Raw genomic sequence first — 26169 nt, 5'->3', positions numbered from 1 at the left:
CCATGAAGTTCGCCACCCTGCGCGACGGCACGCCTGATGGCGCGCTGGTATTGGTCGCGCGCAATGCCACCACTGCCTTGCCGGTGCCGCAGGTTGCGCGCACCCTCATCGATGCGCTGGCACGCTGGGACGAGGTCAAGCCCGCACTGTCCGAACGTTATGAGGCCCTCAATGCCGGCCGGGCCGACGGTGCCATCGCCTTCGATGCGCAGCTGTGCATGGCGCCGCTGCCGCGCGCCCCGCAATGGCTGGACGCCTCTGCCTTCCTCAATCACGGACGCTTGATGGAAGAAGCCTTCAAGACGCCGCCGATTCCGTATTTCGATACCGTGCCCGTGATGTACCAGGGGGCCAGTGATGACTTCCTCGGACCGCATCAGGACGTGCCGCTGCGCTCGGAAGCCGAAGGCATCGACTTCGAAGGCGAGTTCGGCGTGGTGGTCGGTCCGGTCGCCATGGGTGCGAGCGCGCAAGAGGCCCTGCAGGCCGTGCGCCTGGTAGTGCAGCTCAATGACTGGAGCCTGCGCGCACTTGGCCCGCATGAGATGAAGACCGGTTTCGGCTTCCTGCAAGCCAAGCCCTCCACGGCATTTGCGCCGATTGCCGTCACGCCCGATGAACTGGGCGATGCCTGGCGCGATGGCCGCGTACAGATGCGCTTGCAGGTGCAATGGAATGGCGCGCGCTTTGGCGAGCCGCACGGCGGCGAAATGAATTTTTCCTTTGGCCAGCTCATTGCCCATGCGGCGCACAGCCGGCGTCTCACGGCGGGCTGCATCATCGGCTCGGGTACGGTCTCCAATGTGGCGCGCGCAGCTGGATCAGCCTGCATCGCCGAGCGGCGCGTGATCGAGAAGATCGACCAGGGCGAGATCCGCACCGGCTTCATGCATTTCGGTGATGAGGTGCGCATGCAGGCGTATTACGAGGATGGCCGTCCCGGCCCCTTCGGCATCGTGCAGCAGCGCGTGGTGCGGGCAGCATGAGGGTCCTGGTCACCGGCGCGGGCGGCTTCATCGGCGCGACCCTGCTGCAGCTGCTGCAGCAGGTGGGGCAGGTCGGCCCGCAACGTATTACGCGGCTGGCGGCGATGGACCGCACATTGCCTGCGCTGCCCGATTCCGTCGAACGCATCGAGGGCGAATTGCAGGACGCGCAGGTGCAGTCGCGCCTGGCACAGTTCGGTGCCGATCTCTGCTTTCACCTGGCAGCGGTGCCGGGTGGTGCGGCAGAAGCCGATCCGGCCTTGAGTCGCCGCGTCAACCTGGATGCCACGCTCGATCTGTTCAACTTGCTGGCCGAAGGCAGGACAAGGGGCAGTGCGCCCCCGGTGGTGGTGTATGCCAGCACCATCGCCGTGTATGGCACGCCCCTGCCGGACCCGGTCACCCCGGCCACGCCCACGCGGCCGGCCCTGATCTATGGCGCGCACAAACGGGCTTGCGAAATCCTGCTGGCCGACGCCACGCGCCGTGGCGTGCTGGATGGCCGTTCGCTGCGCTTGCCGGGCATCGTGGCGCGTCCGCGTGCCGCCTCGGGATTGGTCTCGGCTTTCATGAGCGAGCTGTTGCATGCGCTGGCGGCGCGGAAATCGGTGACCTTGCCCGTAGGGCCGCAGGCTACTGCGTGGTGGATGTCGGCACAACGTTGTGCGGAGAACCTGCTGCATGCGGCCACCATGGATCCGATGCTCGATACGCAAGGCCACATGGAGCGCACCTGGGCCTTGCCGGTGTTGCGGCTGTCCATGCAGGAAGTGGTCGACACGCTCTCGGCCTTGTTTGGCGTGGAAGGACGTGCGCTCGTGCGCTATGCCCCGCAAGAGCCGGTGGAAGCGGTGTTTGGACGCTATCCGGTACTCGATGACCGCATCGCGCGCCGGCTTGGCTTGCGTGATGACGGGACGGCGGCGGAGCTGGTGCGCCAGGCGTTGTGTGATCTTTCCTGATATTCCGGCCGGACTATCTGCTGGACCTCCGAGCATGACGACGGTGGCTGCCTGATTTTCCACTAATTACTGCCGCAGGTCAGGACATCATTTATCTCATCCTAATACGCATCATTGATTCCTTCGGTAACAAGTAAGCCTGCGGCGAATCATTTGCCGGTGCAGGGAAATGATCCGCAAACTGTGATGCGAGATTCCAATATTGATAGAACATATTGGAATCTCGAGTGAGATGTGCTTTTCCTCTGGTTTGTAACGCCTGCCGATGCACACAGCCTCAGAAAGCTCTATCTAAGTCTTAAAGTCTGGTTGGCTAGCAGTGTGTCGAGCAATTGACTTGGACCACCGTGCTCTTTTGAACTTAGCAACAGTATTTTTCGGGCTGCACGGCTCGCACCAAGATAGACGCGCGAAACATAGCGTCTACGGGTTCCTTGCCCTTGATCTTCGTCGTAATCTGCACCATCGACATGAATTAGGAATACGGTGTGGAATTGCAGTCCAGCGACGAACTCCGGCATGCTGAAAACGCATTTGTTCCGTGCATAGCGCAACTCCTTGAGGTCTTCACGCGTTGTTATCGGTACAAACTTGTCACGTACACGACCTGCAGAGTAAATTTTGTCAAACAGTGTCTCGTTCAGGCATAGAACGGCTACCTGGCTACCACCGCCATCAATGTCGCGTGCCATACGGATGGCTTGCTCAAATACGCTATCAACCAACTCCAGGTCAGTTGCGAATACAGTAAGTGTTGGAGTGTCACCTTCCTCTTGTTGCGACTCTGCCACGTAGGTTGCGTATTCTCCTTCAAGGTCCATCGCTGGGAAACAAGCGTCCAAATCTCTGAGGAATGCCGTAATCTGAGGCGTCGATCGATAGACCTGCTTAAGTTCAGACAGCGCTGATTCGCCAACACCGGGATTTCGGAATTTCTCCATACTTCCACTTAAGGCTACGTCGTTGGTCCCTTGCTTGATATCGTAGGCCATAAGCAGAGGCCAACGGCCGCTAACTTGAGCCCGTGGTTTAAATAGGTTGTGGAGCAACATCGCCTCGGCACGCGTGAAATAGTGATATTCATCTACAAAAACTAGATCAAATCCGTCTCGCTCGCGTAGTGCGCCCCATTCATGTGTCCCGAGATAACGCCCGAAGTCGGCAATCATCTGATCCATGCCCAGCATCTTTGCTAAGCGAAGCTTTGCTCGATAGACATCATGTATTTCTAAAACCACGCGACGGTGGGCTTCGGTTGGTAAAACCATCTGCCAAGGCTCTCTGGATCCGCGAGCATAGCGGTTCGCCTCGTGGGTATCCTTTTTGATAGCCTCAAGATCAAGTACACAGGCGAATTCATTCATGAGTTCGTCAATGAGCGACGGATCATTGGCTCTATTAGTTAAACGCTTCTCGAAATCCTGGCAGCCAGGAAAGTGGTCCATCACTATTTCAGGGGACACTAAAACCTGATTAATAGCCTCTTCGATCAGAACCCGTTGGTATTCTCTACCTTCACGGCCATCCAGAGATAATGGCTCGAGCCCTTTTTTGTCGTACCCTAGCTTCTCTTGCGCAAGCTCATAAATTGTGCCGATCCACAGTTTTGGACGCCCTGATGGAGTCATCATAGACGTCCATCTCTCATTTGGGTCCAGTGCGTGAAGCATACCGCGCACGACCGTATGAGCTAACGCTGAACTGTGAGTCAAAAAAGCAAAAGTCTTGTCGCTGTCTGGATCCGCATACATATCATGTAGACACTTCACGACCATTGATTGCGTTTTTCCCGTGCCAGCAGCCCCACGCAGGCGAACAGGTCGGTCGTGTGGACGATCAACAAATGCGCGTTGTTCACGATTCAATCTTTGCTCGTACCATTCGGACAAAGTACCAGAGCCCGCTAGTCTCACGCCTAACGGCTCGGATAGTAGAACACCAAAGTTGCCAACTGGGGGGGCAAGTGGAGAGTCGGCTAACAGGGCATCGCAGATACCTTCTACAGCCCGCTTATAAAGATCTTCATCCTTCGGTACACCGTCAAGATCTTCAGGATTGCTTGTTACGGCGAATGAGTAGAGATTACCGCTGCCATCTGGGGATTGGTCGAAGTAAATTCGTTGTTTTGAATCTCTGGCAGCTTGAGCAAATACGGAAAGCCGGGAACCGCTATGGTATGCCTGCCAAGGAATCGGAATCGCAATACTCCGATCGAAGTGACGCAAAGCAACTCGAATTATTCGCTCAAATGCAATTCGAGGCTTACTCAGTTCTTGTAATGGTGAGAAGACTGCGGTGTTGATTACCAAATAGCCGTCGTCTAGATCTGCATCTTCTGAAAGCAAGTAGACGATATCGCTCGATTCCACGCGACGCAGTCCATCAGCATTCTGCGGTACTTCGAATTTTTGTAGCCAAGCATCTTCTACAAATGCTCGGTCTAGGATATTCACAGCTTTTTTGTCGAGTACAACCGCAGCAATATTCTTCGTCATGGTCATGCCTTATGCGCGTTTTTCTTGAAAAATTCCTCTGTAGTCACTTCAGCAGCGGTTTCACAGGCGGATTCGAACGTCGTCGGCATCCCAATTCTAGAAAAGAGGAATGCTAACTTCTGGGTAATTGAGAAACGGATGCCATCGTTAAGACGCCCTAAACGATGGAAAGCATCTGGACGATCATTAATACGAGCGTCTTGCTCGGTAAGGTACAACTCAGCAGCCATAATGGTCCACATTGAACGAAGCAGAACAACGTAGCCTAGACCAGCTTCTTTTGGTAACTCAGGAAGAACGAAATAGTCTTGAAAACCACCGCCATCCTTAAAAGCATTGCGTACGGTCTCCTGTTGCTTTCTTTCTTCAAATCCGAAGAGTGTCCAAGCTTCTTTCAGCCTGCTGAAGGCAGTGTGAGACTCGTCAATTGTGGTAAGCGCAAAGCCTTGGAGATCACGGAACTGCTTACTGTCTTCTCTAGTCGGCTCGCCTGTGATCTTTGTTAATATTTCTTTGGCGCTTCTGTTGCGGAGCCATTGGGCTAGCGACTCATTTGTCAGCGCCTTCAAGTGCGGATATTGCTGGCGCAGTTGGCCGTTGAGCTGATCACATATTCCCTTGGACCGCTTTTCTGATAATTTACGCAGCTGTTCTTGTGCCCAAGGGCCTTCAATATAGGCTTTCATAGGTAAGACTTCGAGCCATGTGTAGCGCTCTCCAGCCTTCTTTTGAGCGATATCGCAATCAGCCGTAATAACTATCCCTAGCTTCTCTGCGGCACCTGTTCTTGTATTAATTTTGCGGATTATGTCGCCCTGACGAATATCATCCGTGTCTTCTATATGGGCAAAAAAGCTGGTCATGTTTTTCTCTAGATGAAAATCGTAGCCAAAACGTGCATATAATCTTACACGTTGATGAATTAATTAATTCATGAAACAGATTATTTATTTTTATATAGTCAAAAGTAAACGTATTAATTAGTTAAGTGGATGGTCTCGATTAACGATTCTTTTAACTGGTCAATTAGGCATAATCAGATAGAAAATTCGGCGGTAACGAAATAAGAGATGAATCGCCCCGGAACTGCTGTAATGACCCACTGAAAACCTGCTCAGTAGTTAATCTTAAAAGGAAATCCGAATGAGCAAGGTCATGGAAGAGGAATTTAAGCGTCGGGCAGCAAGCACAAAGCCGCGCTGGTGTTGGAGATCATCCAGGGAAAGACGACGGTAGCCGAGGCTAGCCGGTCGTTTGATATCCCGCCTTCAGAGATCGAAGCATGGGTCGATGAAGGCCGCAAAGGGATGGAGAACGCCCTGCGTGCCAAGCCGCTGGATGTGAGAGAACAGTACGAGCGGCAACTCAAGGAGCTCCAAGAAGCCTACGGAGAAGCCATGCTGGAGCTGCGCGCCAGAAAGAAATTTGGCGTTTCTGTTGGGCGAGGAAGACAAGTAATCGAGACCATCCGCCAGGGACTCAAACAAGACGGTTTCGATGTGGCTGTCAGCAAGATATGTGCGTGGTTTGGGATTGCCAGGCGCAGCGCTTACTACAAGCCTGTGAAGGCCGAGCCCAAGGTACAGGAGCGCTTCGCCGAACCTATTCGCAAGATGATCCTGGAAGAGCCGTCCTTCGGCTATCGCACGGTAGCGGGCCTGCTCGGGTTCAACAAGAACACGGTGCAGCGGATCTTCCAGCACAAAGGCTGGCAGGTTAAGAAGCGACCTATTGGTTTCCGTCCCAGGGTGAAAGCCTTGCCGTCGGTAGCCACAGGACCAGACCAGCGCTGGGCTACTGATCTGTGTCGGATCTGGACAGGACGCGATGGCTGGGCGGTGTTGGCCCTGGTAATTGATTGCCACACGCGGGAATTACTGGGCTGGCATCTGTCGCGTTCGGGCAGGTCGAAGACGGCAGAGTCGGCCTTGGAGCAAGCACTGATCGCGCGTTATGGTTCGCTGGGGCGCGTGACGGCGCCGTTCTTGCTGAGGTCCGACAATGGGCTAGTGTTCACCAGCCGTAGTTACACAGCGTTGGTCCGTAGTTACGGGCTGCAGCAGGAGTTCATCACGCCGCATTGCCCGCAGCAGAATGGCATGGTCGAACGCGTCATCAGAACCCTGAAGGAGCAGTGCGCTCATCGACATCGCTTCGAAACATTGCAGCACGCCAGTCGCATCATTGGTGACTGGATTGGCTTCTATAACCACCGCCGGCCGCATCAGGCGCTGGGCATGAAGACACCAGCTGAGGCGTTTGCTTTAGCTGCTTGAGGTGAGCAGGTTTCGCTGGGTCATTACAGCAAGGCGTCCGCCTATCACCATTTTCCCTAGTAACTCACGCCGCCAACCCAAACTCCTCCAGCGTATAAGGCTCCCGCTGCTGCAGCACTTCGCTCAATTCCATCGCCTTGCTGAACAGCCATCCCTGCGCATGGATCTGCGGCGCAATGCTGCGAATGAGCTGCAATTGCTCTTCCGTCTCGATGCCCTCGATGACCACCTTCAGCTCCAGCTCGTTGGCCAGGCGCAGCAGGTTGGGGACCACCGAGCGCAGCGGTGATCCGGTGCTCAAGGCGCTGGTGAAGAGCCGGTCGATCTTGATGCCGTCGAACTGCGCATAGGACAGATGCGACAGATTGGCGCTGCCGGTCCCAAAGTCATCGATCCAGATCGCAAAGCCCGCCTTGCGCAACAGCTCGATGTTCTGTGTGAAGGTGGCCGAACGAATGTCGGCGCGCTCGGTGACTTCCAGGTGCAATTGCGGACGCAGGCCCGGCGTGGCCGCCGTCAGGTCCAGCGCGAACTCGATGAAGTCGGTATCCTCGATGTCGGCGACCTCGGTATTGACCGCCAGCATCAGCGCCGGATCGGCCTGCAGCAGATCCTGCATCTCGCGCAGCGCCCGTGCCAGCACCACCTTGGCCAGCGCCGTGCTGAGCCGGTTCTGCGCGGCCAGCGGCACGAAGATGTCCGGGCCGATCTCGGGCTCGTCGGCCGGGCGCCAGCGCGCCAGCGCTTCATAACCCTTCAGGCTCAAGTCGCGCACGCAAACGATGGGCTGGTACAGCAGCACGATCTCGTCATTGGCAATCCCCTCGCGCAGCTTTTCCAGCACGCCCTGGTTGCGGCGCAGGCGCAGGTACAGCAGGTAGGCCAGCGCACCCAGCAAGAAACTGCCCGCCATCAGCGCGAAGAAACTCAAGGGATGGGCCAGCGCAAACCAGTGCAGGTGTGCCGTGGCCTGCGCGCACAGCCCCATGTCGGGGCTGCATTCGGTGATGTCGATGGCCGGCAGCAGTTCGATGGCGCCCGAGGGGTTGTAGCGCAGGCCGGCGCGCTCGGCATAGGTGTGCGTGCCGCTGCCGTTGGTGATGCGCAGGGAGACATCCTGGTAGAAGCGATTGAGATCGAAGGTCGACGGCGAGGCAATGGCCAGGCTGTGATTGAGCGCGACCAGGTTGCTCTGGTAATGCGTCTGCAGGACTTCCTGGTGGCTCCACACGCTGAATCCGCCGCGCGGGCGGTAATGCGGTTCAGGCAGGCGGGTGACCCTGTCCAGCTTGCCCCACAGCGCCGTACAGCGCACCACGCCTTGCTCGATGCGGCCCAGGTCGGCGACATAGCTGTTGGCATAGGTGATGTTGCGCAGGATGGTAAGGTCACCCTCCGAGCACATCTCGAAGGGACTGGCTTCGGCCCGGCGCAGCGCATCGACGGTGGCGCGGCCGGCATCTTCCGCACGCTGCAGCGCCTGCATCGACGAGGCGTCGATATGACGAATCTCCGCTGCGTTCAGCGCAAGCTGTGCCAGGATGACTCCTCCAGCCATGCTGCTGCAGGCCCAGAGAAGAATTTTCCAGGAGGAAACGCGCCGGAAGACTTTGCGGTTCATTGCTCAGAAAGTAATTATTTCGCGCAAGCTTAATTTAAAACCGAGTCTCCTTATTCGGTTTTTTTCGTTGGCCATTGTTTTGCGTCGTGTTTTGCAGCGATTTCCCAGCGCGCGATAGAAGCACCCATCCCAAGTGATGCGCGCCATCCACGAATCTCGCCAGTCCTCGCTTCCCGGTGGATTGGCTCACGTCATGCGCCATCGCGCCGGACTCAGGAAGTCACCTTCACCGCGCGGCCGATGTAGAGGATGGGGCCGGTCGGGCGGCCCGTGGGCGAGCCGGTCCCCGGCTCCAGGGTGATCTCGAAGAGCTGGTCCGGCTGCAGCGGTGGCAGCTTGTCCAGCGGGACTTCCTGGGTCTTGCCGGGCTTGACGATGCCCAGCGACACCGGGCCGTTCCAGTTGGCACCCTTGGTCCAGAATTGCAGCGCTTTCTCCTGCGGCACGGTGGCCACGCCCAGCGGAATCAGGTTGAGGCGGCCGCTGCCACCGGTCTGTACCACCCAGCCGGGCGCCTTGTCCTGCGGCGCGACCAGCACCACCATGTAGGCCGGTGCACGGGCGGGTGGCTCGGCACGCAGCATGAGCACAGCCAGCAGCACCGAGCAGGCCAGCGCCGCACCGGTACTCCAGCGCCAGAATTGCACGCTCTCCCACCATGCATGCCAGCCGCCACGCCGGCGTACCGGGGCCGGCATGGGCAGGCTGCGCTCGATGCGTTGCCACAGGCTGGCCGATGGCTGTACCGGCTCTGCCAGTGCGGTCAGGGGATGCAGCCTGGTTTCCCATTCATCGACGGCGGCACGCAGTGCGGCGTCCGTGGGCAGGCGCTGCTCCACCGCCTGGCGCTGTGCGTGCGGCAGCGTCCCCAGCACGTACTGGGCCGCCAGCCATTGCAGTTCATCGTGTGATGCATTCATCCGATACACTCCCGCAGCGCGGCCAGGCCGCGCTTGATCCATGCCTTCACCGATCCCAGCGGCGCTTGCAGGCGCTCGGCGATTTCGCCATGGGTGCAGCCGTCGACATAGGCGTAGACGATGCTGGCGCGCTTGGCATCGCTCAACTGGCCCAGGCACTCGTCCAGCCGGCCGAGGTCGGCTTGCCAGTCGGGCGCCTCGACGGCGGGCTCGGTGCGGTCGGCCAGTTCTTCCAGGTCGTCACCGGCGGAGACTTCGTGTTGCATGGCGCGGATGCGATTGAGGGCGGTATGGCGCACCACCGTATAGATCCATCCGCGTGCAGCACCGCGCGCCGGGTCGAAGCTGCCGGCGCGGTTCCAGAGGTTGAGGAAAGCGTCATGCAGGACGTCCTCGGCCAGCGCGCGATCACGCACGATGCGCAAGGCCACCCCCAGCAGATAGCGGCCCTCGTGTTCGTAAAGCGCCTGCAATGCACGGCGCTCGCCGCGCGCGCAGGCCAGCAGGGCGGCTTCATGATCGAAGGAGGCGGGGACGTCAGTCACGCGAAAGCAGGCTCCGGGCGCAGGTTGCCCGGCCGGAACGTCCGGCCGGGGTGACCTGGATTATAGCGAGGGATGCGCCGGCATCAGGAGGCTTTCCAGAAAATATAGTCGGCCTGGTAGCCCACCTTCTGCTTGGCACCCGCCGAACCCATGTCGCAGCGATCGGCCGGCGCCACGCCGCCCTTGGTGGCAACGCGCTGGATATAGGTGGTCTGCGTCATGGCGCCCATGCCGGTGGCCGGATTGGCCTTGACCAGCTGATGCGGGATGTTGCCGGTGCCAGCCGGTGCCACTGCCACCTGCGCACCGGTCACCTTGGAACCGTCGCTGCTCTCCCAGGTGGCCGGCGGGCCGTAGTAGCGGCCCACCTGCATGCCGCTGCGATCCTTGAGCACGGCATCGGGGCCGACGAAGGTCCATTCGAACTGGCCGGGCATGTCCTTCTTGGCGCGGCACTCGTAGAGGATCTCGCCCACGCCCACGGTCTGCAGTACCACCTTGTTGCCGGCCGGGACCTTGACGGCGTCCGGCAGGCTGTCCTGCGAATACATGGTCGACATCGGCGCGCAGGCCACCAGCGTGAGGGCCGCGGCCAGGGGCAGGGCGATACGGAGGGAACGGGAGGACAGGACGGCAGTTTGCATGATGGGCTCCTAGTTTCTTGAAATGGATGGTTGTCTCGTGCAGCCCGTGGCCGCATGCGCGACAACGGGGCTGACATGAGGTACTACCCGCGAGGAGCCGATCTGGATGCAGTGATCTGAAAATATTTTTTAAAAAAGATGGGCGGGAGAATTGGTGAGTATCTTTAACGGGAAATTCTACTTCTCCCGCCGCAGCGCGAACACCGCACCCGCCAGCACGATGAAGCCGCCGATGATGGCTTTCTGCCAGGTACTGGGCACGCCCGCCAGGATCAGCACGTTGTTGATCAGGGTCACCAGCAGCACGCCCAGGAGCGTACCCACCACGCTGCCATGGCCGCCCGTGATGCGCGCACCGCCCAGGACCACGGCGGCGATCACATCCAGCTCGCTGCCCACCAGGTCGAAGGGATTGGCCAGGCGCGTGCTGGAGACGTGCACGATGCCCGCCAGTCCGGACAGGAAGCCGGCATAGCCGAACACGAACAGATGCACCGAACGCAATTTGTAGCCCAGGCGTTCGGCGATGGCCAGGCTGCCGCCAACGGCATAGACGGCGCGGCCCATCAGGGTCTTGTTGAGCAGCCACCAGGTCAGCGCACTGGCCAGTACCAGGACCAGCACCGTGGCAGGCAGCACGGCGTGCAGGCCGCTGGCCGTGTCATGCCGGGCCAGGGCCAGCTTGCCGAACTGGTCCATGGCATGCGGCACGTTCATGAAGAACACCGTCCCGACGAAGGTCAGCAGGATGCCGCGATAAAGATATTGCGTGCCGATGGTGACGATCAGCGAGGGTGCCTTGAGCCAGTCCACCAGCAGTCCGTTGAGCACACCCAGCGCGGTGCCGCCGGCCGCACCGGCCAGCAGGATGACGGCAATGTGCGTCTCGGGGAAATACGTCATCACCACCTTGGTGATGGAATACATGGTGAGCGCCGCGATGGCCGCGAAGGAGACGTCGATGCCACCGGCGGCCAGCACGATCATCACGCCCAGCGCAAACAGGCCCAGCGTGGTGCAGGCACGCACGATGTCGAACAGCACCGCCAGCTGGAAGAAGGCGGGATTGATCAGGGCCACCGTCACCACCACCAGCAGGATCAGGACGAAGGTGAACAGCGAAGGGTTTTTCTTGAGCAGCACGCCCAGGCTGGCTGCCGCACTGCGCGGGGGCAGGGCGGGGCTGGTGTCGGCGCTGGCGTTCTGGCGGGTCAAAGTGCTTGCATCCATACTCGGTTCTCAATGTTCGTGGCTTTGTTCGGAGACCAGGTCGTGCGAGAGGTCGCTCTCGGACAAGCCCTCCACCTCGAAGCGGCGCACGATGCGTCCGCGCTTCATCAGCAGCAGGTTGTCGCAGTTCTGCAGCAGCTCGGGCAGGTCGTCGCTGATGAGGATGACGCCCATGCCCTGTTTTGCCAGGTCCTGGATGATGCGGTAGATGATGTCCTTGGAACCCACATCCACGCCCACCGTCGGCCCGTGCAGGATCAGCACGCGCGGATTGATGGCCAGCCAGCGGCCGATCAGCACGCGCTGCTGGTTGCCGCCGGAGAGCGACTGCACCGGACGATCCACGTCCGGAGTGGCGATCTGCAATTGCCTGACCGTGTCCACCGAGAAGCGCTGGCAGGCCGCCGCATCAAGTGCGCCGAACTTGCCGCGCATCTTGCGCAGGATGGTGGTGATGATGTTGTCGCGAATCGATTTGTCCAGGAACAGGCCTTCGCTGATGCGATCCTCGGGCACGTAGCCGATGCCGTGGGTGATGGCATCGCCGGGCGCGCGCAGCGATAGCGGCTGTCCGTCCAGCACGATCTGTCCGGCATGCGCCGGTTCCACCCCGGCCAGCGCCAGGGCCAGTTCATTGCGGCCCGAATCGAGCAGGCCGGTGATGCCCAGGATCTCGCCTTCATGCAGCGTGAAGCTGACGTCCTCGAAGGCAGCGCGGCGCGTGAGGGCCGTGACTTCCAGGCGGGTCTTCTGCAATTGGGCGTCGACGCGATAGCGTTCCTGGCTCAACTGCTTGCCCGTCATTAGCTGGCCCAGCTGGGCCTTGGTGAAGCCCTGGATCGGACCTTGCGCGACTTTTTCGCCATCGCGGAAAACGATGGCCTGGCCGCCGATGGCAAAGCATTCATCGAGCTTGTGGCTCACGAACAGCACCGCCACACCATTGGCGCGCAGGCCGTTGATGACCTTGACCAGCGCATCGACTTCTTTCTGGGTGAGCGAGGTGGTCGGTTCATCCATGATCACCATGCGCGCACTGGTGGCAATCGCGCGCGCGATGGCGATGAGCTGGCGGGTGGCGATGGGCAGCTCGTCCACGCGCGTATCGAGAAACTCCGCCGTGGCCGGCAGGTTGACCGCGCGCAGTGCGCGCGCCGCCGTGTCGTTGAGGGCGCGGCGATCGAACAGGCGTGCCAGCCGCCCCTGGTGGTGCACCAGCTGGGCGCTCAGGGCGACGTTTTCGGCCACGCTCATGTTGGGCAGCAGCGAGAGATCCTGATACACCGTCTCGATGCCCAACGACAGTGAGGCCAGTGGCGTGAGTCCGGCCACGCGTTCGCCCTGGATGAAGATCTCGCCTTCGCTGGGCGGCTGGGCCCCGGCGATGATCTTGATCATGGTGCTCTTGCCGCAGCCGTTCTCGCCCAGCAGGTGATAGATCTCGCCGGCATGGATGGTGAGATCGATGCCGCGCAGGGCGTGCACCCCGGCAAAGCGCTTGTGGATACCCTGCAGCCGCAGGAATTCCCGGGCTGGCGTTCCATGGGGGCTGGAAGTGTCTTGAGTGCTCATAGTCCAACGCGATGACGAAGGACATCCGCCGTGGCCGGGTTGATGATGCGGGCGCGCGGCGGATGTCCGGTGGGTCTGATCAGGCCGCGATCAGAACGCGTACTGCTTGTAGTTCTTCTTGTCCACTTCCACCCAGGCCTGGCCGGTGACGATCACGCCCACGCCCGGGCCCTTCTTGACGCTGACCTTGTTGTAGCCCGGAATGCCCAGGTCCATGCCGTCGGTGATCTTCTTGCCCTGCACCAGCATCATGGCCGCCTTGTTCATGGCCAGGCCGGCATCCTTCGGATCCCAGAAGGCGATACCGCCCACTGCGCCCGATTCCAGGAACTTGGCCGCTTCGCTGGGCAGGCCGGTGCCATAGACACAGACCTTGCCCTGCAGGCCGGCTTCTTCCACGGCGCGGCCGATACCCAGCACGTCCAGCGAGGACGAACCCTGGAAGCCCTTGATGTCGGGATGCTTGCGCAGGATTTCCTTGGCCTTGGCATAGGCCTTCTCGGCATCGTTGGCCGATTCGTTCTTGGCATCCACCAGGGTCATCTTGGGGTACTTCTTGGCGGCATTGGAGGCGCCGCCATCGGCCCATTGCACCTGCGACTGGCTGCCCAGCGAACCGACCAGCGACGACCACTTGCCGGTCTCGCCCATGCAGGCTGCCAGGCGGTCATTGAGGCGGGCGCCATAAGCGGTGTTGTCGAAGGCTTCGATATCGACCAGGGTGTTCTTCTGGTTGTCGGCTTCATGGGTGACCACCTTGATGCCGCGATCCAGGGCGCGCTTCAAGACCGGCTCCAGGGTCGGCGGATCCATCGACACCACGGCGATGGCGTCGACCTTCTTGGCCACCAGGTCTTCCACCAGGCGTTGCTGCTGGGCGGCATCCGATTGGGCCGGGCCGATCTGGCGCGTGGTCACGCCGGGATTGGCGGCAGCGAATTCCTTGACGCCCACTTCCATGCGGTTGAACCAGCTGATGCCGGTGATCTTGACCACGGTGACGATATCGATGGGTTTGTTCTGCGCCTGCAGCGCGCTGGCAAAGCCGATGGCTGCCAGAGCCGAACCCAGTACGCAAGCCGATTTCTTGTTCATCATGTCTCCAGTTTCCCCACTATGTGGATGGATCTTGACAGGCGGGGTGCTGTTCAAGACTTGCGCAATTGCGCCTTTGAATTCGGGAAAAAATCACGCCAGCTGACCCGCGCCGAGGCCAGGAAGCACAGCAGCAGCAGGCCCCAGGCGCAGTCGCGGAAGAAGTTGGAAATCTCCAGCAGGTTGAAGGTCGAGGACAGCAGCTGCAGCGCCAGCGCCGAGAAGAACAGGCAGACCATGCGGCCGTAGCCGCCCTGCGGACGGATGCCGGCCATCACCGCGATCAGGATGGCGATGAGCAGGTAGGAGTTGCCATAGTCCGCCTTCACGCTGGCAGTGCGGGCGGCGATGATGATGCCGGCCACCGAGGCCAGCACGCCGCTCAAGGTGTAGGTGGCAAAGCGCAGGCGATTCTGCGAGATGCCCGCATAGCGTGCCGCGCGCGCATTGGTGCCGAGCAGGTAGAGCTTGATGCCGAAGAGGCTGTAGCGCATCAGCCAGCCCACGCCCAGCAGCAGCGCGACGAAGATGATGAAGGGGATGGGCACGCCCAGCACCGATTCATTGCCGATGGCCGAGATCGGATCGACCACGCTGATGCGCAGGCTGGAGCCATTGGTCAGCACCACGGCCAGTCCGGTGAAGATCATCTGCGTGCCCAGCGTGCAGAGGATGGGCGTGAGGTTGCCGCGCGAGATCAGCCAGCCGTTGAGCGCACCGCCGACCAGGCCGGTGACCAGTGCCACCGCCACGAAGCCCAGCGTATAAGTCCACGGTGCCGCATCGGGCGCAGCGATCAGCAGCGGCATGGCAGCCGCAGCCACCACGCCGGACAGGTTGGCCAGGCCGATGCCGGAGAGATCGATGCCGCCATTGCCCGAGATCATCGCCAGCGCCACGCCGATGGCCAGCAGGCCCAGTTCAGGCAGCTGGCTGGCCATGGACTGGAAGTTGTAGACGTCCAGGAAGTCGCCGCGCGAGAACACGGTGGCTACCAGCAGGATGGCCAGGTTGATGACCAGCAGGAACAGCAGTTGCGGGTCGGAGATCTTCAGTTTCATGGTGGGGTTACCTCGCGGGGAATGTCATTGCGCCTGCGCCAGCGCACCGGCGTTGGCCTGCAGCAGCGCCAGCGCCTCCTGGCGGCTGGGCATGGACGGGGCGGTGCCGGCGCGGGTGACCGAAATGGCCGCCACCGCCGTGGCCAGCCGCGCGGCTTGTTCGGCGCTCATGCCCTCGGCCAGTCCGGCCGCGAAGGCGCCGTTGAAGGCGTCGCCGGCACCGGCGGTCTCCACGACGGTGCCCGCGCACAGGGCCGGCAAATGCAGCGATTGCGCGCGGCTGTGCAGCAGCGCACCCTGTGCGCCCAGCGTAATGAGGGCGCAGCCGACGCCGCGTTCCAGCAGCACGTCGGCAGCGCGGCGGGCATCGTCAACGGTATGGATTTCGATCCCGGTCAGCAGGGCCGCTTCGTGTTCATTGGGGGTGATGAAATCGCACAGGCCATAGATCTGCGGCGGGAAGTCCAGTGCCGGTGCCGGGTTGAAGACCGTGGTGGTGCCCGCCGCCCGGGCGATCTGCAAGCCGGTGAGGGCGGCTTCCGGAGGCTGCTCCAGCTGGGTCACGAAGACGCTGGCTGCTTCGATGGCCTGGTGTTCGCGTTCCACATCCTGGGTAGAAAGTTGCGAGGCGGCGCCCGGCACCACGATGATGGCGTTGTCACCGCTGGCGTCGTTGACGTAGATGAAGGCGGCACCCGTGGGCGCATCCTCGATCACGCGCACGTGGGGGGCGATGGTTTCCTGACGCCACAGCGAGAGCGCGAAGTCACCGAAGGAATCCTTGCCGATGGCCGAGATGAAGCGTACCGGCGCACCGACGCGCGCAGCGGCCACGGCCTGGTTGGAGCCCTTGCCGCCGGGACCCATGGCAAAGCCCGTGCCGGCGATGGTCTGGCCCAGGCCAGGCATGCCCGGTGCGCGGAAAGCGAGGTCGGCCACGTAGATGCCCAGCACGGCTACGCCGGTCTTGTGCGAGAGGGAAGTCATGCTCACGCCTCCGGTGGCAACACACCTTTTTTGAGCAGGAAGCAGCCGTAGAAGCGGCGCTCGCCGGTAGCGATCACGCAATACGCTTTCTTGGCCGCTTCATAGAAGGCGAAGCGCTCGATCGACCCGAGCGGGCGTTCGCGGCCTTCAGCCTGGTTCACTTCGTGTTGCAGTTCCTGCTGTACCGGCGGGATGGTGGCAGGTTCGCCCATGATCTCCATGCGGCGCACCGGTTGTTCCACCGCATTGTCCAGCGGCAGCACCGAGAGGATGGCGCGCGCGGCTTCGGTGGTGCCCACGCCGTCGATGCGCAGCACCTTGCCCAGTACCGTCTGGCGGGCCACCGAGTCGGCCGGGAAGTTGGCGTCGCACAAGACCAGTTCGTCACCGTGGCCCATCGCACGCAGGGCGTAGAGCACATCGGCGTTCAGTAAAGGATGCAGATTCTTAAGCATGTCGTCTCCTGTGGATTTTATAAGTATGCTTATAGGATAAATCTAAATCTTGTTGCTTGGGAGTCCTTGTTCAGCTTGATCGTTCGCCGTAAAAAACTAATATTTTCAATCTCAAGAGTTTTCGATTTATTAGTCAGTATTTCGTCAGGATTTCGTCAGCCATTGTCAGCTGTTGGCAGTCATGTCCAGCTGCGACCAGGAAAAGCGTGTTGCGCTCAAGCGCAGCATTTTCATTCGCCATAAGGAATCCAGATGTTCTTGACGTGCGTGGCCTGGCGCAGGTATTCGCCACCTTCGCCCTGCGCAGCATCGTGCCAGTCGGTGAGCTCGCCGTGATCCACGAAGCAGCGCTTGAGGTTGCCGACGGACAGCCGCTCGGCCGTCGCCGAGAACTCGGCCGGTCCGCGTACCCACAGGGCATCGACTTCGTCGTGCTCGGCCAGCACGGTGAGCAGTTCGGCACTCTTGCCGGTGACGATGTTGATGACGCCGCCGGGCAGGTCCGAGGTGTCTAGCACCTGGTAGAGATCGGTCGCCACCAGCGCTGCCTGCTGGCCGGGGACGACCACTACGCGATTGCCCATGGCGACGAGCGGTGCCACCAGGCTGATGAAGGACAGCAGCGGTTGCTCTTCAGGACAGACCACGCCAACTACGCCAATGGCTTCCGGCATGGCCAGGGCCACGCCGCGCAGCGGCGGCTGGTGCACGGCTCCGTCGTACTTGTCGGCCCAGGCGCCATAGCTGAAGAGGCGCTTGATCGCAGCATCCACTTCGGCCCGCGCGGCCTCGGCGGAGACGCCGGTGGTGAGGGCAATGCGGCGCGCGAATTCATCGGCACGCGCTGACAGGTTTTCCGCGATGTAATACAGCCCCTGGGCGCGGCGATGGGCAGTCGCGCTGCTCCAGCCGCCGGCCTTGACGGCCGCGGCGACGGCGTTGCGGATATCCTTGCGGTTGCCCAGGCCCACATCTTCCAGCCGCTCGCCACTGGCCGCATAGCAAGCCATGGATACTTCGCCATCCGGACGGACCTGCTTGCCGCCGATGTAGAGCTTTGCAGTGCGGTCGACCAGGCCGCCTTGCAGCGGAGAGTCCTTGTGTGCGCCGGCCGGCGTGTCCGATGCAGTATTGCGTTGCGCACGGTTCAGGCGATGGCGCGGCTTGAGGTATTCGTAGCAGCCTTCGCGTCCACCCTCGCGGCCATAGCCGGATTCGCGCACGCCGCCAAAGCCGACCGCCGCATCGAACTGGTTGGTGCTGTTGATCCACACCACGCCGGCCTTCAGCTGCGGGGCCACGCCCAGGGCCAGGCCGATGGTTTCGCTCCAGATGCTGGCGGCCAACCCGTAGCGGCTGTTGTTGGCCAGTTGCACGGCTTCGTCAGGGGTGCGGAAACTCATGGCGACCAGCACCGGGCCAAAGATTTCTTCGGTGGCCACGGTGGCAGCGGGATGCACGCCGGTCAGCAGCGTGGGCGGATAGAAGCAGCCGCCGGGCGGCGTATCGAGCGCCACCTGGTGGCACTGCGCACCTTCACGCACGCCCTGTTCGACCAGGCGCCGCACGCGCTCCAGCTGCACCGGGGAAACCAGCGCGCCCATGTCGCTGCACTTGTCCAGCGGTGCGCCGACCTTGAGCTTTTCCATGCGCTTTTTCAGCCGCGCGATGAAGAGATCGTGGATGCCTTCCTGTACCAGCAAGCGGCTGCCGGCGCAGCAGACCTGACCTTGGTTGAACCAGATCGCATCGACCACGCCTTCGATGGCGGCATCGATATCGGCATCATCGAAGACGATGAACGGTGACTTGCCGCCCAGCTCCAGGGTCAACGACTTGCCGCTGCCGGCGGTTTGCGCGCGGATCAGGCGGCCCACTTCAGTGGAACCGGTGAAAGCGATTTTCTGGATGCCGGGATGCGCGACGATGGCCGCTCCCGTACTGCCGTCGCCGGTGACGATATTGAGCACGCCCGCTGGCAGGCCGGCCTGCTGTGCCAGTTCGGCAAAGAGCAGGGCGGTCAGCGAAGTGTCTTCGGCGGGCTTGAGGACGACCGTATTGCCCAGTGCCAGTGCCGGGGCGATCTTCCAGGCCAGCATCAGCAGCGGGAAATTCCACGGCACGATCTGGCCGACCACGCCCACCGGGACATGATCGGGGAATTCGCTTTCCTGCAGCTGCGCCCAGCCGGCGTAGTGATAGAAGTGGCGCGCTACCAGCGGGACATCCACGTCGCGCGACTCGCGCAGGGGCTTGCCGTTGTCCATCGTCTCCAGCACTGCCAGCAGGCGTGCGTGGCGTTGGACGGCACGGGCCAGTGCATACAGGTGACGCGCACGGCCGTGACCGCCCAGCGCCTGCCAGCCGGCCAGCGCGGCCTGGGCGGCGTTGACGGCGGCATCCACGTCAGCTGCCGAGCCTTGCGTGAGATGCGCCAGCCGCTTGCCGCTGGCCGGATCGAGATCTTCCAGCTGGCCGCCGGGCTGGGTGAAACGTCCCGCGATGAAGTGGCCGAACGAGGCCTCGTGGCTGGCCAGCCAGGCGCGGGCATCCTTGTCACTCTCGGGGGCGGGGCCGTAATCCATGGTGTCGAAATAGGTGGAAACGCTCATTGTGCTTGTCCGTGCAGGGTGGCTTAGCCGATGGCATGCCGGTTGAAGGCGGAGTAACGGCCGGTGACGTGGTGTTCCAGCTGGCGCTCGATGTCGGCCAGCAGGCTTGAAGCCCCCACGCGGAACAGATCGGGTTGCAGCCAGTCGTCACCCAGTTCCTCCTTCATCAGCACCTGGTATTCGAGTACATCCTTGGCCGTGGCCACACCGCCTGCGGGCTTGTAGCCGACCTTGATGCCGGTCATCTCCTGGTACTGGCGGATCATGCGCAGCATCACCAGCGAGACCAGCGGCGTGGCGTTGACGCTTTCCTTGCCGGTGGAGGTCTTGATGAAATCCGCCCCGGCCATCATGCAGACCATCGACGCCTTGGCGACGTTGCGCAGGGTCTTCAGTTCGCCGGTGGCGAGGATGGCCTTGACGTGGGCTTCGCCACAGGCCTGGCGGAAATCGCGCATCTCGCGATGGAGCGCTTCCCAGTTGCCGGTGAGCACGTGTTCGCGGGTGATGACGATGTCGATTTCGGCAGCACCGTCGCGCACCGAGGCTTCGATTTCCTTGAGCTTCAGTGCGTGCGGATTGAGACCTGCCGGAAATCCCGTCGATACCGCCGCCACCGGAATATTCTTTCCCTCCAGCGCTTCCACCGCCGTCTTCACGAAGCGGTGATAGACGCACACCGCACCCGTGGTCAGCCCGCGTGCCTGCATGCCCAGCGCTTCCAGCAGATCGGCGCGTACCGGATTGGCGGCCTTGGCACACAGGCGGCGCACGCGTTGCGGGGTATCGTCGCCGGAGAGCGTGGTCAGATCGATGCAGGTGATGGCCTTGAGCAGCCAGGCAGCCTGCGCATCCTTCTTGACCGAGCGGCGGCCTTTCAAGGTGGCCACGCGCTTTTCAGCGGCGCTCAGGTTGATGCGCAAATGTTCGAAGGCGGCAGCGTCATAGGGCTGCACGCTGTTGCGCGGATGGCCGGCGTGCGCGCTATCCTCACGCACGATGTCGGCCTCGCCCTGCGCGCGGCGCAGGGAAGGGGTCTTGCTGGTCATGTTCATGGCTGCGTAACTTTTAGTTAATTACCGTTGGCTGGTGCCGACGGGCAGGTCTCTTCCATGTGCTGCTTGCGCTGGGTCAGGCTTGGCTCTTGCATGCATCGACGCCGTCCGCCGGCCTCGCTACAATGTGGCCCAACGCGCTAAATGTTTTGCAAATAACATTTAATGGCTGTAACGTTACATCCATAACTTTTAAGGCGCAACCTTTTTTTATCTGCAACATTTCCCGATCAGGAAAACGCCTCATGGCTTCGATGACCCCGACTTCGCCCGGAAAGCCGGCCCCTCAACCCACGCTGGGCGAACGCGCACGTGCCCAGCGGCTCTCGCGCATGCAGGACATGATCCGCGAGCAGGGCCCGACGCCGCTGGCGCGCATTGCCGAGGTGCTGGGGGTGACGGTGATGACGGTGCGGCGCGACCTGGCCGCTGACGATTCGCCGCTGATCTGCCTTGGCGGCCACGTGCTGGAAAGCAGCCCCGGCGCTGGCGAGAACCGCTACTCGATCGACCGCGAAGCCGACCAGCACGCGCAGCGCAAGCGCCTGGCCTGCCAGCGCGCGGCGCAGCGGGTGCAGGAGGGGGACAGCATCTTCATCGACTGCGGCACCACCATGACGCATCTGGCGGAGGCCTTGCCGGTCGATATCGGCCTGAGCGTGATTTGTTATTCCCTGAACATTGCCAACATCGTCAGCCAGCGTCCCAATACGCAGGTGATCCTGCTGGGCGGGCTGTATCACCCGTCATCGGCCTCGTTTGCCTCCGAAGAGGGCGTGGCCTATCTGAGGCGGCTGGGCGTGAACAAGGCCTTCCTGTCGGCGGGCGGGGTGGACGCGCGGCGCGGCGTGAGCTGTTCCAACTTCCATGAAGTGCCGATCAAGCAGGCCGCCATCGCCAGCGCGGCGCAGTGCTACGTGGTGATCGACCAGAGCAAGCTGGGCCGGTTTCGTCCGGCCTTCTACAGCACGCTGGAAGTATTTTCGGGGATCGTGGTGGGGGGAACGCCGGAACAGGATCAGCTGGACCTGTTCTCGGACTTTCCCATCGAGGTGGTGGCAGGCTGAGAGCCGCCACCGGATTGATACGCAGGTCAGTTGCGGGTGGCGATGGAAGGATAATCGCCGCAGCCTTCCGGCCAGGGCGTGAGGATTTCATAGCCCTTGGCGGTGACTACCACCATGTGTTCCCACTGGGCCGACAGCGAGCCGTCGGCAGTCAATACGGTCCAGCCGTCGTCGAGCTGGCGGGTGTGGCGCTTGCCGGCGTTCAACATCGGTTCGATGGTGAAGATCATGCCTTCCTTGAGCGGCAGGCCGCTGTTGCGCTGGCCGTAGTGCAGCACCTGCGGTTCGTCGTGATAGATGGTGCCGATGCCGTGGCCGCAGTATTCGCGCACCACCGAGAAGCCGTCGCGCTGGGCCACGGTCTGGATGGCGTGGCCGACGTCGCCCAGGGTCGCACCCGGGCGCACCGCGCGGATGCCCGCGCACATGGCCTCATAGGTGGTGTTGACCAGCTTGCGCGCGGTGGCGTTGGGGGAGCCCACGAAGTACATGCGGCTGCAGTCGCCGTACCAGCCATCCTTGATGACGGCCACGTCGATGTTGATGATGTCGCCATCCTTGAGCACCTGGCCGCCGGGGATGCCGTGGCAGATCACGTCGTTGACGGAACTGCAGATGGTCTTGGGGAAGCCGTGGTAGCCGATGTTGGCCGGGGTGGCCTGCTGCACCTTGACGATGTGGTCATGGCAGATGCGGTCCAGTTCGTCGGTGGTGACGCCGGCCTTGACGTGCTCGGCCACGATGTGCAGCACTTCGGCCGCCAGTTGCCCGGCCACGCGGGCCTGGGCGATTTCTGCGGCGTTGCGCAGCTTCACTTTTCTCATGCTTGTCTGTTCGGTGGGTGCCGCGCGGTGCGCGGCGGTCGTTCGGGCGACTATTTTAGCCGGGCTGGCAGACGGCTGCCGTATCGGTCCCCGGTAATGGCGATTTTTCGAGGAAGTACGCAGAGTTTTTTCCACAGCCGTGCTGGCGCGCACTTGTCAGTAAAATCGATACCAACAGCCTGATTCATTCATGGCATCGATCAATCCAACGGCATCACCAACCCACACGGACCCCATGGAACTGAGGCAACTGCGCCAATTCATCGCACTGGCAGAAGAAAAAAGTTTTACCCGGGCGGCCACGCGCTGCCATGTGGTGCAGTCGGCGCTGTCCTCCTCGATCCGCTTGCTGGAAGAAGAGCTGGCGGCAGCGTTGTTCGTGCGCACCACGCGCCGGGTGGAGCTGACGGCGGCCGGCGAGGCTTTCCTGGAGAGCGCACGCCGTTCGCTGGCGGCGCTGGAGCAGGGCGCTACCGATGTGGCCGACGTCAATGCCATGCGGCGCGGCCGGCTTTCCATCGGCACGGTACAGAGCCTGCCGTCCTTCGTCGATCTGCCCGCGTTGCTGGCGCGTTTCCACCGTCGCCATCCGGCGGTGGAGGTGCGGCTGTGCCAGGGCGCGGCGGGCGAACTGAACGAGAAGATCGACGCCCGCCAGCTGGACCTGGCCATCCTCCCCATCGAAGAAAGCGGGGAGGGATTGCAGCAACACATCATTGCCTGCGATGAGCTGGTACTGGCCTGCCATCCCAGCCATCGCCTGGGCAAGGCGCGTTCGGTGACATTGGAACAACTGGCCGGCGAGGGCTTCGTCGATTTCGAAACCGGGCTGGGCACGCGTGCCCTGGTCGATCGCGGCTTTGCCGAAGCAGGCTTGCGGCGTCGCGTGGCCTTCGAGGTCAGCGACCTGGTGACCTTGCTTGACCTGGTGGGCCACGGGCTGGGCGTGGCCCTGCTGCCGCGCGACCTGGTCCACGCGCGGCGCGGCAAGCTGGCCAGCGTCAAGCTGCGCGGGGTGGAGCTGTGCTGGGAGCTGGTGGTCACGCACAAGGCCGCCGCCCGCAATGGCATGCTGGTGCTGGATGCGGCACCGGCGGCGTTTCTGGAGTTGTTGATGGAGCAGGCGCGGGCGCAGGAATCGGCCTGAATCAGCGAGCGGGCAGGAGCGCCCGCTCGGCCAGTGCAACGATGTCATCAGCCGATGAACCGTCCCGCATTGAGCGGGCGATGCGCTGGCAGGCCTGCACCACTGCCGACGCCTGCAGCAGCGGCTTGAGCTTGTGCTGCAAGCGACTGGCCGACATCTGCCGGGCCGGCAGGACATCACCCGTTCCCAGCCGCTGTACCCGATAGCCGTTGTCAAACTGATCGTAGGCAAACGGTACCACCAGCTGCGGCACGCCTGCCCGCAAGGCAGCAGCAGTGGTGCCGATGCCGCCGTGATGGACGATGGCCGCCACCTCCGGCAGCAGCGCATCGAAGCTCACGTACGACTGCCACAGCACGCCCTCGGGCAAGACCGCCGGTACCTGTTCACGATGCCGTGTTACCAGCAGCGCGCGGCGGCCAAGAGCCTGCGCGGCCTCTACGGCGCTGGCGAAGAACTGCGCGGCATGCTGGTGGCCGGAGCCTGGCGTAAAGACGACGGGTGCCGGACCAGCGTCGAGAAACTGCCGCAGGGCCGGTGTCCAGTCCGATGGCGAAGGCGCCGCAGGGGGCGGAAATTGTCCGCTCACGAAAGGCTGCGGCCAGTCCGGCTGGACCGCGCCGAACCAGTCCGGAAACAAGCCCAGCGACGCATTCGGTGCCTGCATCACGTGCGCAAAGAAATGCGCCACCGGCGCCAGTCCATGGTTGGCCCGTGCGGCATTGAGCGCCGGCAGGCTGGGCGGATCGATCATCCAGCGGTGCGCCAGTGACCACAAGGTCTTGCGCCAGGACAGCGGTACCCAGCCAGGAATGCGCAGCGATCCCATGGCCAGCAGGTCGTGGCTGCTGCACAGGTTGGAGGGCGCGAGACAGGTGGCCACGATGCGCAGCCCGGGGCGCGCGGCACGCGCGATGTCCGCCGCTGGGACCAGCAAGGGATGGCTGAGGATGACGCACTGCTCCTCGGCAGGCAATTGCGTGACCAGCTGGTGCAGGCAATCGATATAGGGGGCGGCGGCGCGGCAGATGACCTGCCAGCCCTTGCGTTCATCCCACAGGTCCGGATTGGCCAGCACGGCCTGGAATTCTTCCACGCTGCCCAAGGGATGGCAGGATAGTCCCGCCTGCTCGAACAAGGCCACATGAAATCGCGGCACCACCATCAGCACCCGATGTCCCCGCGCTTGCAGGCCGAGACCGAGCGAGAGGAAGGGCAGCATGTCACCGGTGGTGCCGGTGGTGGCGAGGATCAACAGGGGAGCACGGGGGACAGGTGCTGGCATGGGGTGGCTAGGGGGCGAAATGAAGAAGGCTGCAGGTGCGCGCCACTGTAGCCGATTTCCGTCGCCCTCGCCGTCGTCAGATGAAGCGTTTGACCGCCCGTGGCCCGAACAGCGCCACCACCATCATCACCAGCGCCACCCCCACGAAGCTCACGCGCAGCCCCAGGTGCTCGGCCACGCCCCCGATGCATACCGGCCCCAGCAGCATGCCGACGTAGGCGAAGCGTGCCACGGCAGCGATGCTCTCGGCGGCCGGCATGCCCGGCACGCGTGCAGCGGCCAGGAAAAAGATCGGCATCAGGTTGGCGATGCCCAGCCCGGCCAGCAGCAGGCCGGCCATGGTCGCCAGGGGGGTGGGCAAGGCCGCCGCCAGGGCGATGCCGGCAGCACCCGCCACCCCGCTCCAGAGCAGCGTGCGCAGGCCACCGATGCGTGCACGGATGCGGTCGCCCGTCAGCCGTCCGGCCGCCATGCCGGTAGAAAACGCAGCGTAGCTGTAGCTGACCCAGGCCGCAGGCGATTGCGCGATGTCGCGCATGTACACGGCAGCCCAGTCATACATGCCGCCTTCGCACATGAGCGCCAGGAAGGAGATCACGCCCAGCACCAGCACCATGCGGCGGGCGGATTTGTCAGCCCCGGGTGTGCTTGCGGTTTCATCATGGGCATCGTCGGGCAAGGCGAAGGGGCCGATGGACAAGGCCACCGAGAGCGTCACCACCGCCACCAGCGCGGCGTGTGCCAGGGGTGACAGGCCGGGCAGGGCGCCCAGTGCCGAGCCGGCGATGCCGCCGATACTGAACATGGCATGCAGGGTCGACATGATGGGGCGGCTGCGGCCGTTTTCCACCAGCGCAGCCTGGACCGACATGGCTACATCGAAGGCGGCCATGGCGCTGCCGAACACCAGCAGCAGCGCCACCAGCATCCAGAACTGCGGCGCCAGCGGGATCAGCAGCAGCGTGGCCGCATAAAGGATGCCGGCCTGGCGCAAGGCGCGCGCGCTGCCCACCCGCGCGATCCACTTGCCGGACTGGCCCATGGTCAGCAGGGCACCCCCAGCCACGGCCAGCATGGCCAGCGACAGCACGGCATCGGACAGGGCGAAGCGATCCTTCACCGAAGGAATCAGGATGCCCCAGGTGGCGAAGGTGGCCCCGTTGACGAAGAACTGCGCCATGGTGGCACGGGTGGCGTTGCGGATGCGGTGCGGGTGGAAAGCGGGTACTGATGAGCTGCCTGGATGCATGGGGAGGTCTGGCGAATGGCAAAGATCGTCACTGTGCCAGTTTTTGATTCATTCGTTAAATGGATTATTCAGATCAGCTTG

The 26169-nt window shown here is 62.4% G+C and carries 22 protein-coding genes; 5 read left to right on the top strand and 17 right to left on the bottom strand.

Going from position 1 to position 26169, the window contains the following annotated elements; all coding sequences use genetic code 11:
* Positions 1 to 2 precede the first annotated feature (2 nt).
* Together FYB76_RS12480 and FYB76_RS12475 are read left to right on the top strand one after the other, a co-directional pair.
* A complete protein-coding gene (locus FYB76_RS12480) occupies positions 3 to 986 on the top strand; it encodes a fumarylacetoacetate hydrolase family protein (protein ID WP_154133840.1) in 984 nt (327 codons plus the stop codon).
* Positions 983 to 1948, top strand: a complete 966-nt coding sequence (locus tag FYB76_RS12475; RefSeq protein ID WP_154133839.1) for an NAD-dependent epimerase/dehydratase family protein — start codon at positions 983 to 985, stop codon at positions 1946 to 1948. The genes FYB76_RS12480 and FYB76_RS12475 overlap by 4 nt, the downstream gene beginning before the upstream one ends.
* Before the next feature lie 287 nt (positions 1949 to 2235).
* On the opposite strand, the gene FYB76_RS12470 is transcribed toward FYB76_RS12475, so the two are convergent.
* Positions 2236 to 4443 carry a UvrD-helicase domain-containing protein gene (locus FYB76_RS12470; RefSeq protein ID WP_154133838.1) on the bottom strand — a complete coding sequence of 736 codons (2208 nt, stop codon included), beginning with the start codon at positions 4441 to 4443 and terminating at the stop codon, positions 2236 to 2238.
* Between the two features lie 2 nt (positions 4444 to 4445).
* Positions 4446 to 5306 (bottom strand): hypothetical protein, encoded by an 861-nt coding sequence (locus tag FYB76_RS12465; RefSeq protein ID WP_154133837.1) that lies wholly within the window; start codon positions 5304 to 5306, stop codon positions 4446 to 4448.
* A 339-nt stretch (positions 5307 to 5645) separates the two neighbouring features.
* Between FYB76_RS12465 and FYB76_RS12460 the strand changes: the two genes are divergently transcribed.
* Positions 5646 to 6719, top strand: coding sequence for an IS3 family transposase (locus tag FYB76_RS12460; RefSeq protein WP_195724628.1), 1074 nt, complete (start codon positions 5646 to 5648; stop codon positions 6717 to 6719).
* A 64-nt stretch (positions 6720 to 6783) separates the two neighbouring features.
* Here FYB76_RS12460 and FYB76_RS12455 read toward each other — a convergent pair whose 3' ends face one another.
* The 12 genes from FYB76_RS12455 to deoC all read right to left on the bottom strand — a co-directional run bounded on the left by FYB76_RS12455 (position 6784) and on the right by deoC (position 20516).
* Positions 6784 to 8277, bottom strand: a complete 1494-nt coding sequence (locus FYB76_RS12455) for an EAL domain-containing protein (RefSeq protein WP_154133836.1) — start codon at positions 8275 to 8277, stop codon at positions 6784 to 6786.
* A gap of 275 nt (positions 8278 to 8552) precedes the next feature.
* Positions 8553 to 9260: an anti-sigma factor domain-containing protein gene (locus tag FYB76_RS12450; protein WP_154133835.1), complete on the bottom strand. Its 708-nt coding sequence runs from the start codon at positions 9258 to 9260 to the stop codon at positions 8553 to 8555.
* Entirely contained in the window at positions 9257 to 9805 is a 549-nt protein-coding gene (locus FYB76_RS12445; RefSeq protein ID WP_370516344.1) for a sigma-70 family RNA polymerase sigma factor, read from the bottom strand. Before FYB76_RS12445 ends, FYB76_RS12450 begins: the two co-directional genes overlap by 4 nt.
* Before the next feature lie 83 nt (positions 9806 to 9888).
* Positions 9889 to 10449: a DUF3455 domain-containing protein gene (locus FYB76_RS12440; RefSeq protein WP_154133834.1), complete on the bottom strand. Its 561-nt coding sequence runs from the start codon at positions 10447 to 10449 to the stop codon at positions 9889 to 9891.
* 177 nt (positions 10450 to 10626) lie between these two features.
* Positions 10627 to 11679 carry an ABC transporter permease gene (locus FYB76_RS12435; RefSeq protein ID WP_088755370.1) on the bottom strand — a complete coding sequence of 351 codons (1053 nt, stop codon included), beginning with the start codon at positions 11677 to 11679 and terminating at the stop codon, positions 10627 to 10629.
* 9 nt (positions 11680 to 11688) lie between these two features.
* Positions 11689 to 13251 (bottom strand): sugar ABC transporter ATP-binding protein, encoded by a 1563-nt coding sequence (locus tag FYB76_RS12430; protein WP_187697670.1) that lies wholly within the window; start codon positions 13249 to 13251, stop codon positions 11689 to 11691.
* Between the two features lie 90 nt (positions 13252 to 13341).
* On the bottom strand, positions 13342 to 14349 hold the full coding sequence (locus FYB76_RS12425) for a substrate-binding domain-containing protein (RefSeq protein WP_034331985.1): 1008 nt from the start codon (positions 14347 to 14349) through the stop codon (positions 13342 to 13344).
* A 50-nt stretch (positions 14350 to 14399) separates the two neighbouring features.
* Positions 14400 to 15407, bottom strand: a complete 1008-nt coding sequence (locus FYB76_RS12420) for an ABC transporter permease (protein WP_154133833.1) — start codon at positions 15405 to 15407, stop codon at positions 14400 to 14402.
* 24 nt (positions 15408 to 15431) lie between these two features.
* Positions 15432 to 16394 (bottom strand): ribokinase, encoded by a 963-nt coding sequence (rbsK, locus tag FYB76_RS12415; protein WP_088755368.1) that lies wholly within the window; start codon positions 16392 to 16394, stop codon positions 15432 to 15434.
* A 2-nt stretch (positions 16395 to 16396) separates the two neighbouring features.
* Complete coding sequence (locus FYB76_RS12410) at positions 16397 to 16849, bottom strand: RbsD/FucU family protein (RefSeq protein ID WP_088755367.1); 453 nt, start codon at positions 16847 to 16849, stop codon at positions 16397 to 16399.
* Between the two features lie 230 nt (positions 16850 to 17079).
* The gene (locus tag FYB76_RS12405) at positions 17080 to 19461 is read right to left on the bottom strand and encodes an aldehyde dehydrogenase family protein (protein ID WP_154133832.1); all 2382 of its coding nucleotides are present in this window, start codon (positions 19459 to 19461) and stop codon (positions 17080 to 17082) included.
* A 23-nt stretch (positions 19462 to 19484) separates the two neighbouring features.
* Positions 19485 to 20516 (bottom strand): deoxyribose-phosphate aldolase, encoded by a 1032-nt coding sequence (gene deoC, locus FYB76_RS12400; RefSeq protein ID WP_154133831.1) that lies wholly within the window; start codon positions 20514 to 20516, stop codon positions 19485 to 19487.
* A gap of 245 nt (positions 20517 to 20761) precedes the next feature.
* On the opposite strand from deoC, the gene FYB76_RS12395 reads away from it, so the two are divergent.
* Entirely contained in the window at positions 20762 to 21583 is an 822-nt protein-coding gene (locus tag FYB76_RS12395; RefSeq protein WP_187697669.1) for a DeoR/GlpR family DNA-binding transcription regulator, read from the top strand.
* A gap of 26 nt (positions 21584 to 21609) precedes the next feature.
* Here the strand turns inward: FYB76_RS12395 and map are convergent, their stop codons facing one another.
* Entirely contained in the window at positions 21610 to 22407 is a 798-nt protein-coding gene (gene map / locus FYB76_RS12390; RefSeq protein ID WP_034336051.1) for a type I methionyl aminopeptidase, read from the bottom strand.
* Between the two features lie 235 nt (positions 22408 to 22642).
* Between map and FYB76_RS12385 the strand changes: the two genes are divergently transcribed.
* A complete protein-coding gene (locus FYB76_RS12385; RefSeq protein WP_088755363.1) occupies positions 22643 to 23554 on the top strand; it encodes a LysR substrate-binding domain-containing protein in 912 nt (303 codons plus the stop codon).
* 1 nt (position 23555) lies between these two features.
* Here the strand turns inward: FYB76_RS12385 and FYB76_RS12380 are convergent, their stop codons facing one another.
* Both FYB76_RS12380 and FYB76_RS12375 read right to left on the bottom strand, forming a co-directional pair.
* Complete coding sequence (locus tag FYB76_RS12380) at positions 23556 to 24839, bottom strand: glycosyltransferase (protein WP_154133830.1); 1284 nt, start codon at positions 24837 to 24839, stop codon at positions 23556 to 23558.
* Between the two features lie 76 nt (positions 24840 to 24915).
* Complete coding sequence (locus FYB76_RS12375) at positions 24916 to 26088, bottom strand: MFS transporter (RefSeq protein ID WP_088755361.1); 1173 nt, start codon at positions 26086 to 26088, stop codon at positions 24916 to 24918.
* Between the last annotated feature and the right edge of the window lie 81 nt (positions 26089 to 26169).

It is taken from the genome of Herbaspirillum sp. CAH-3 (genome assembly GCF_009668275.1).
GTDB classification, from domain to species: domain Bacteria; phylum Pseudomonadota; class Gammaproteobacteria; order Burkholderiales; family Burkholderiaceae_D; genus Herbaspirillum; species Herbaspirillum aquaticum.
This window is presented reverse-complemented; position numbering and strand designations above follow the sequence as displayed.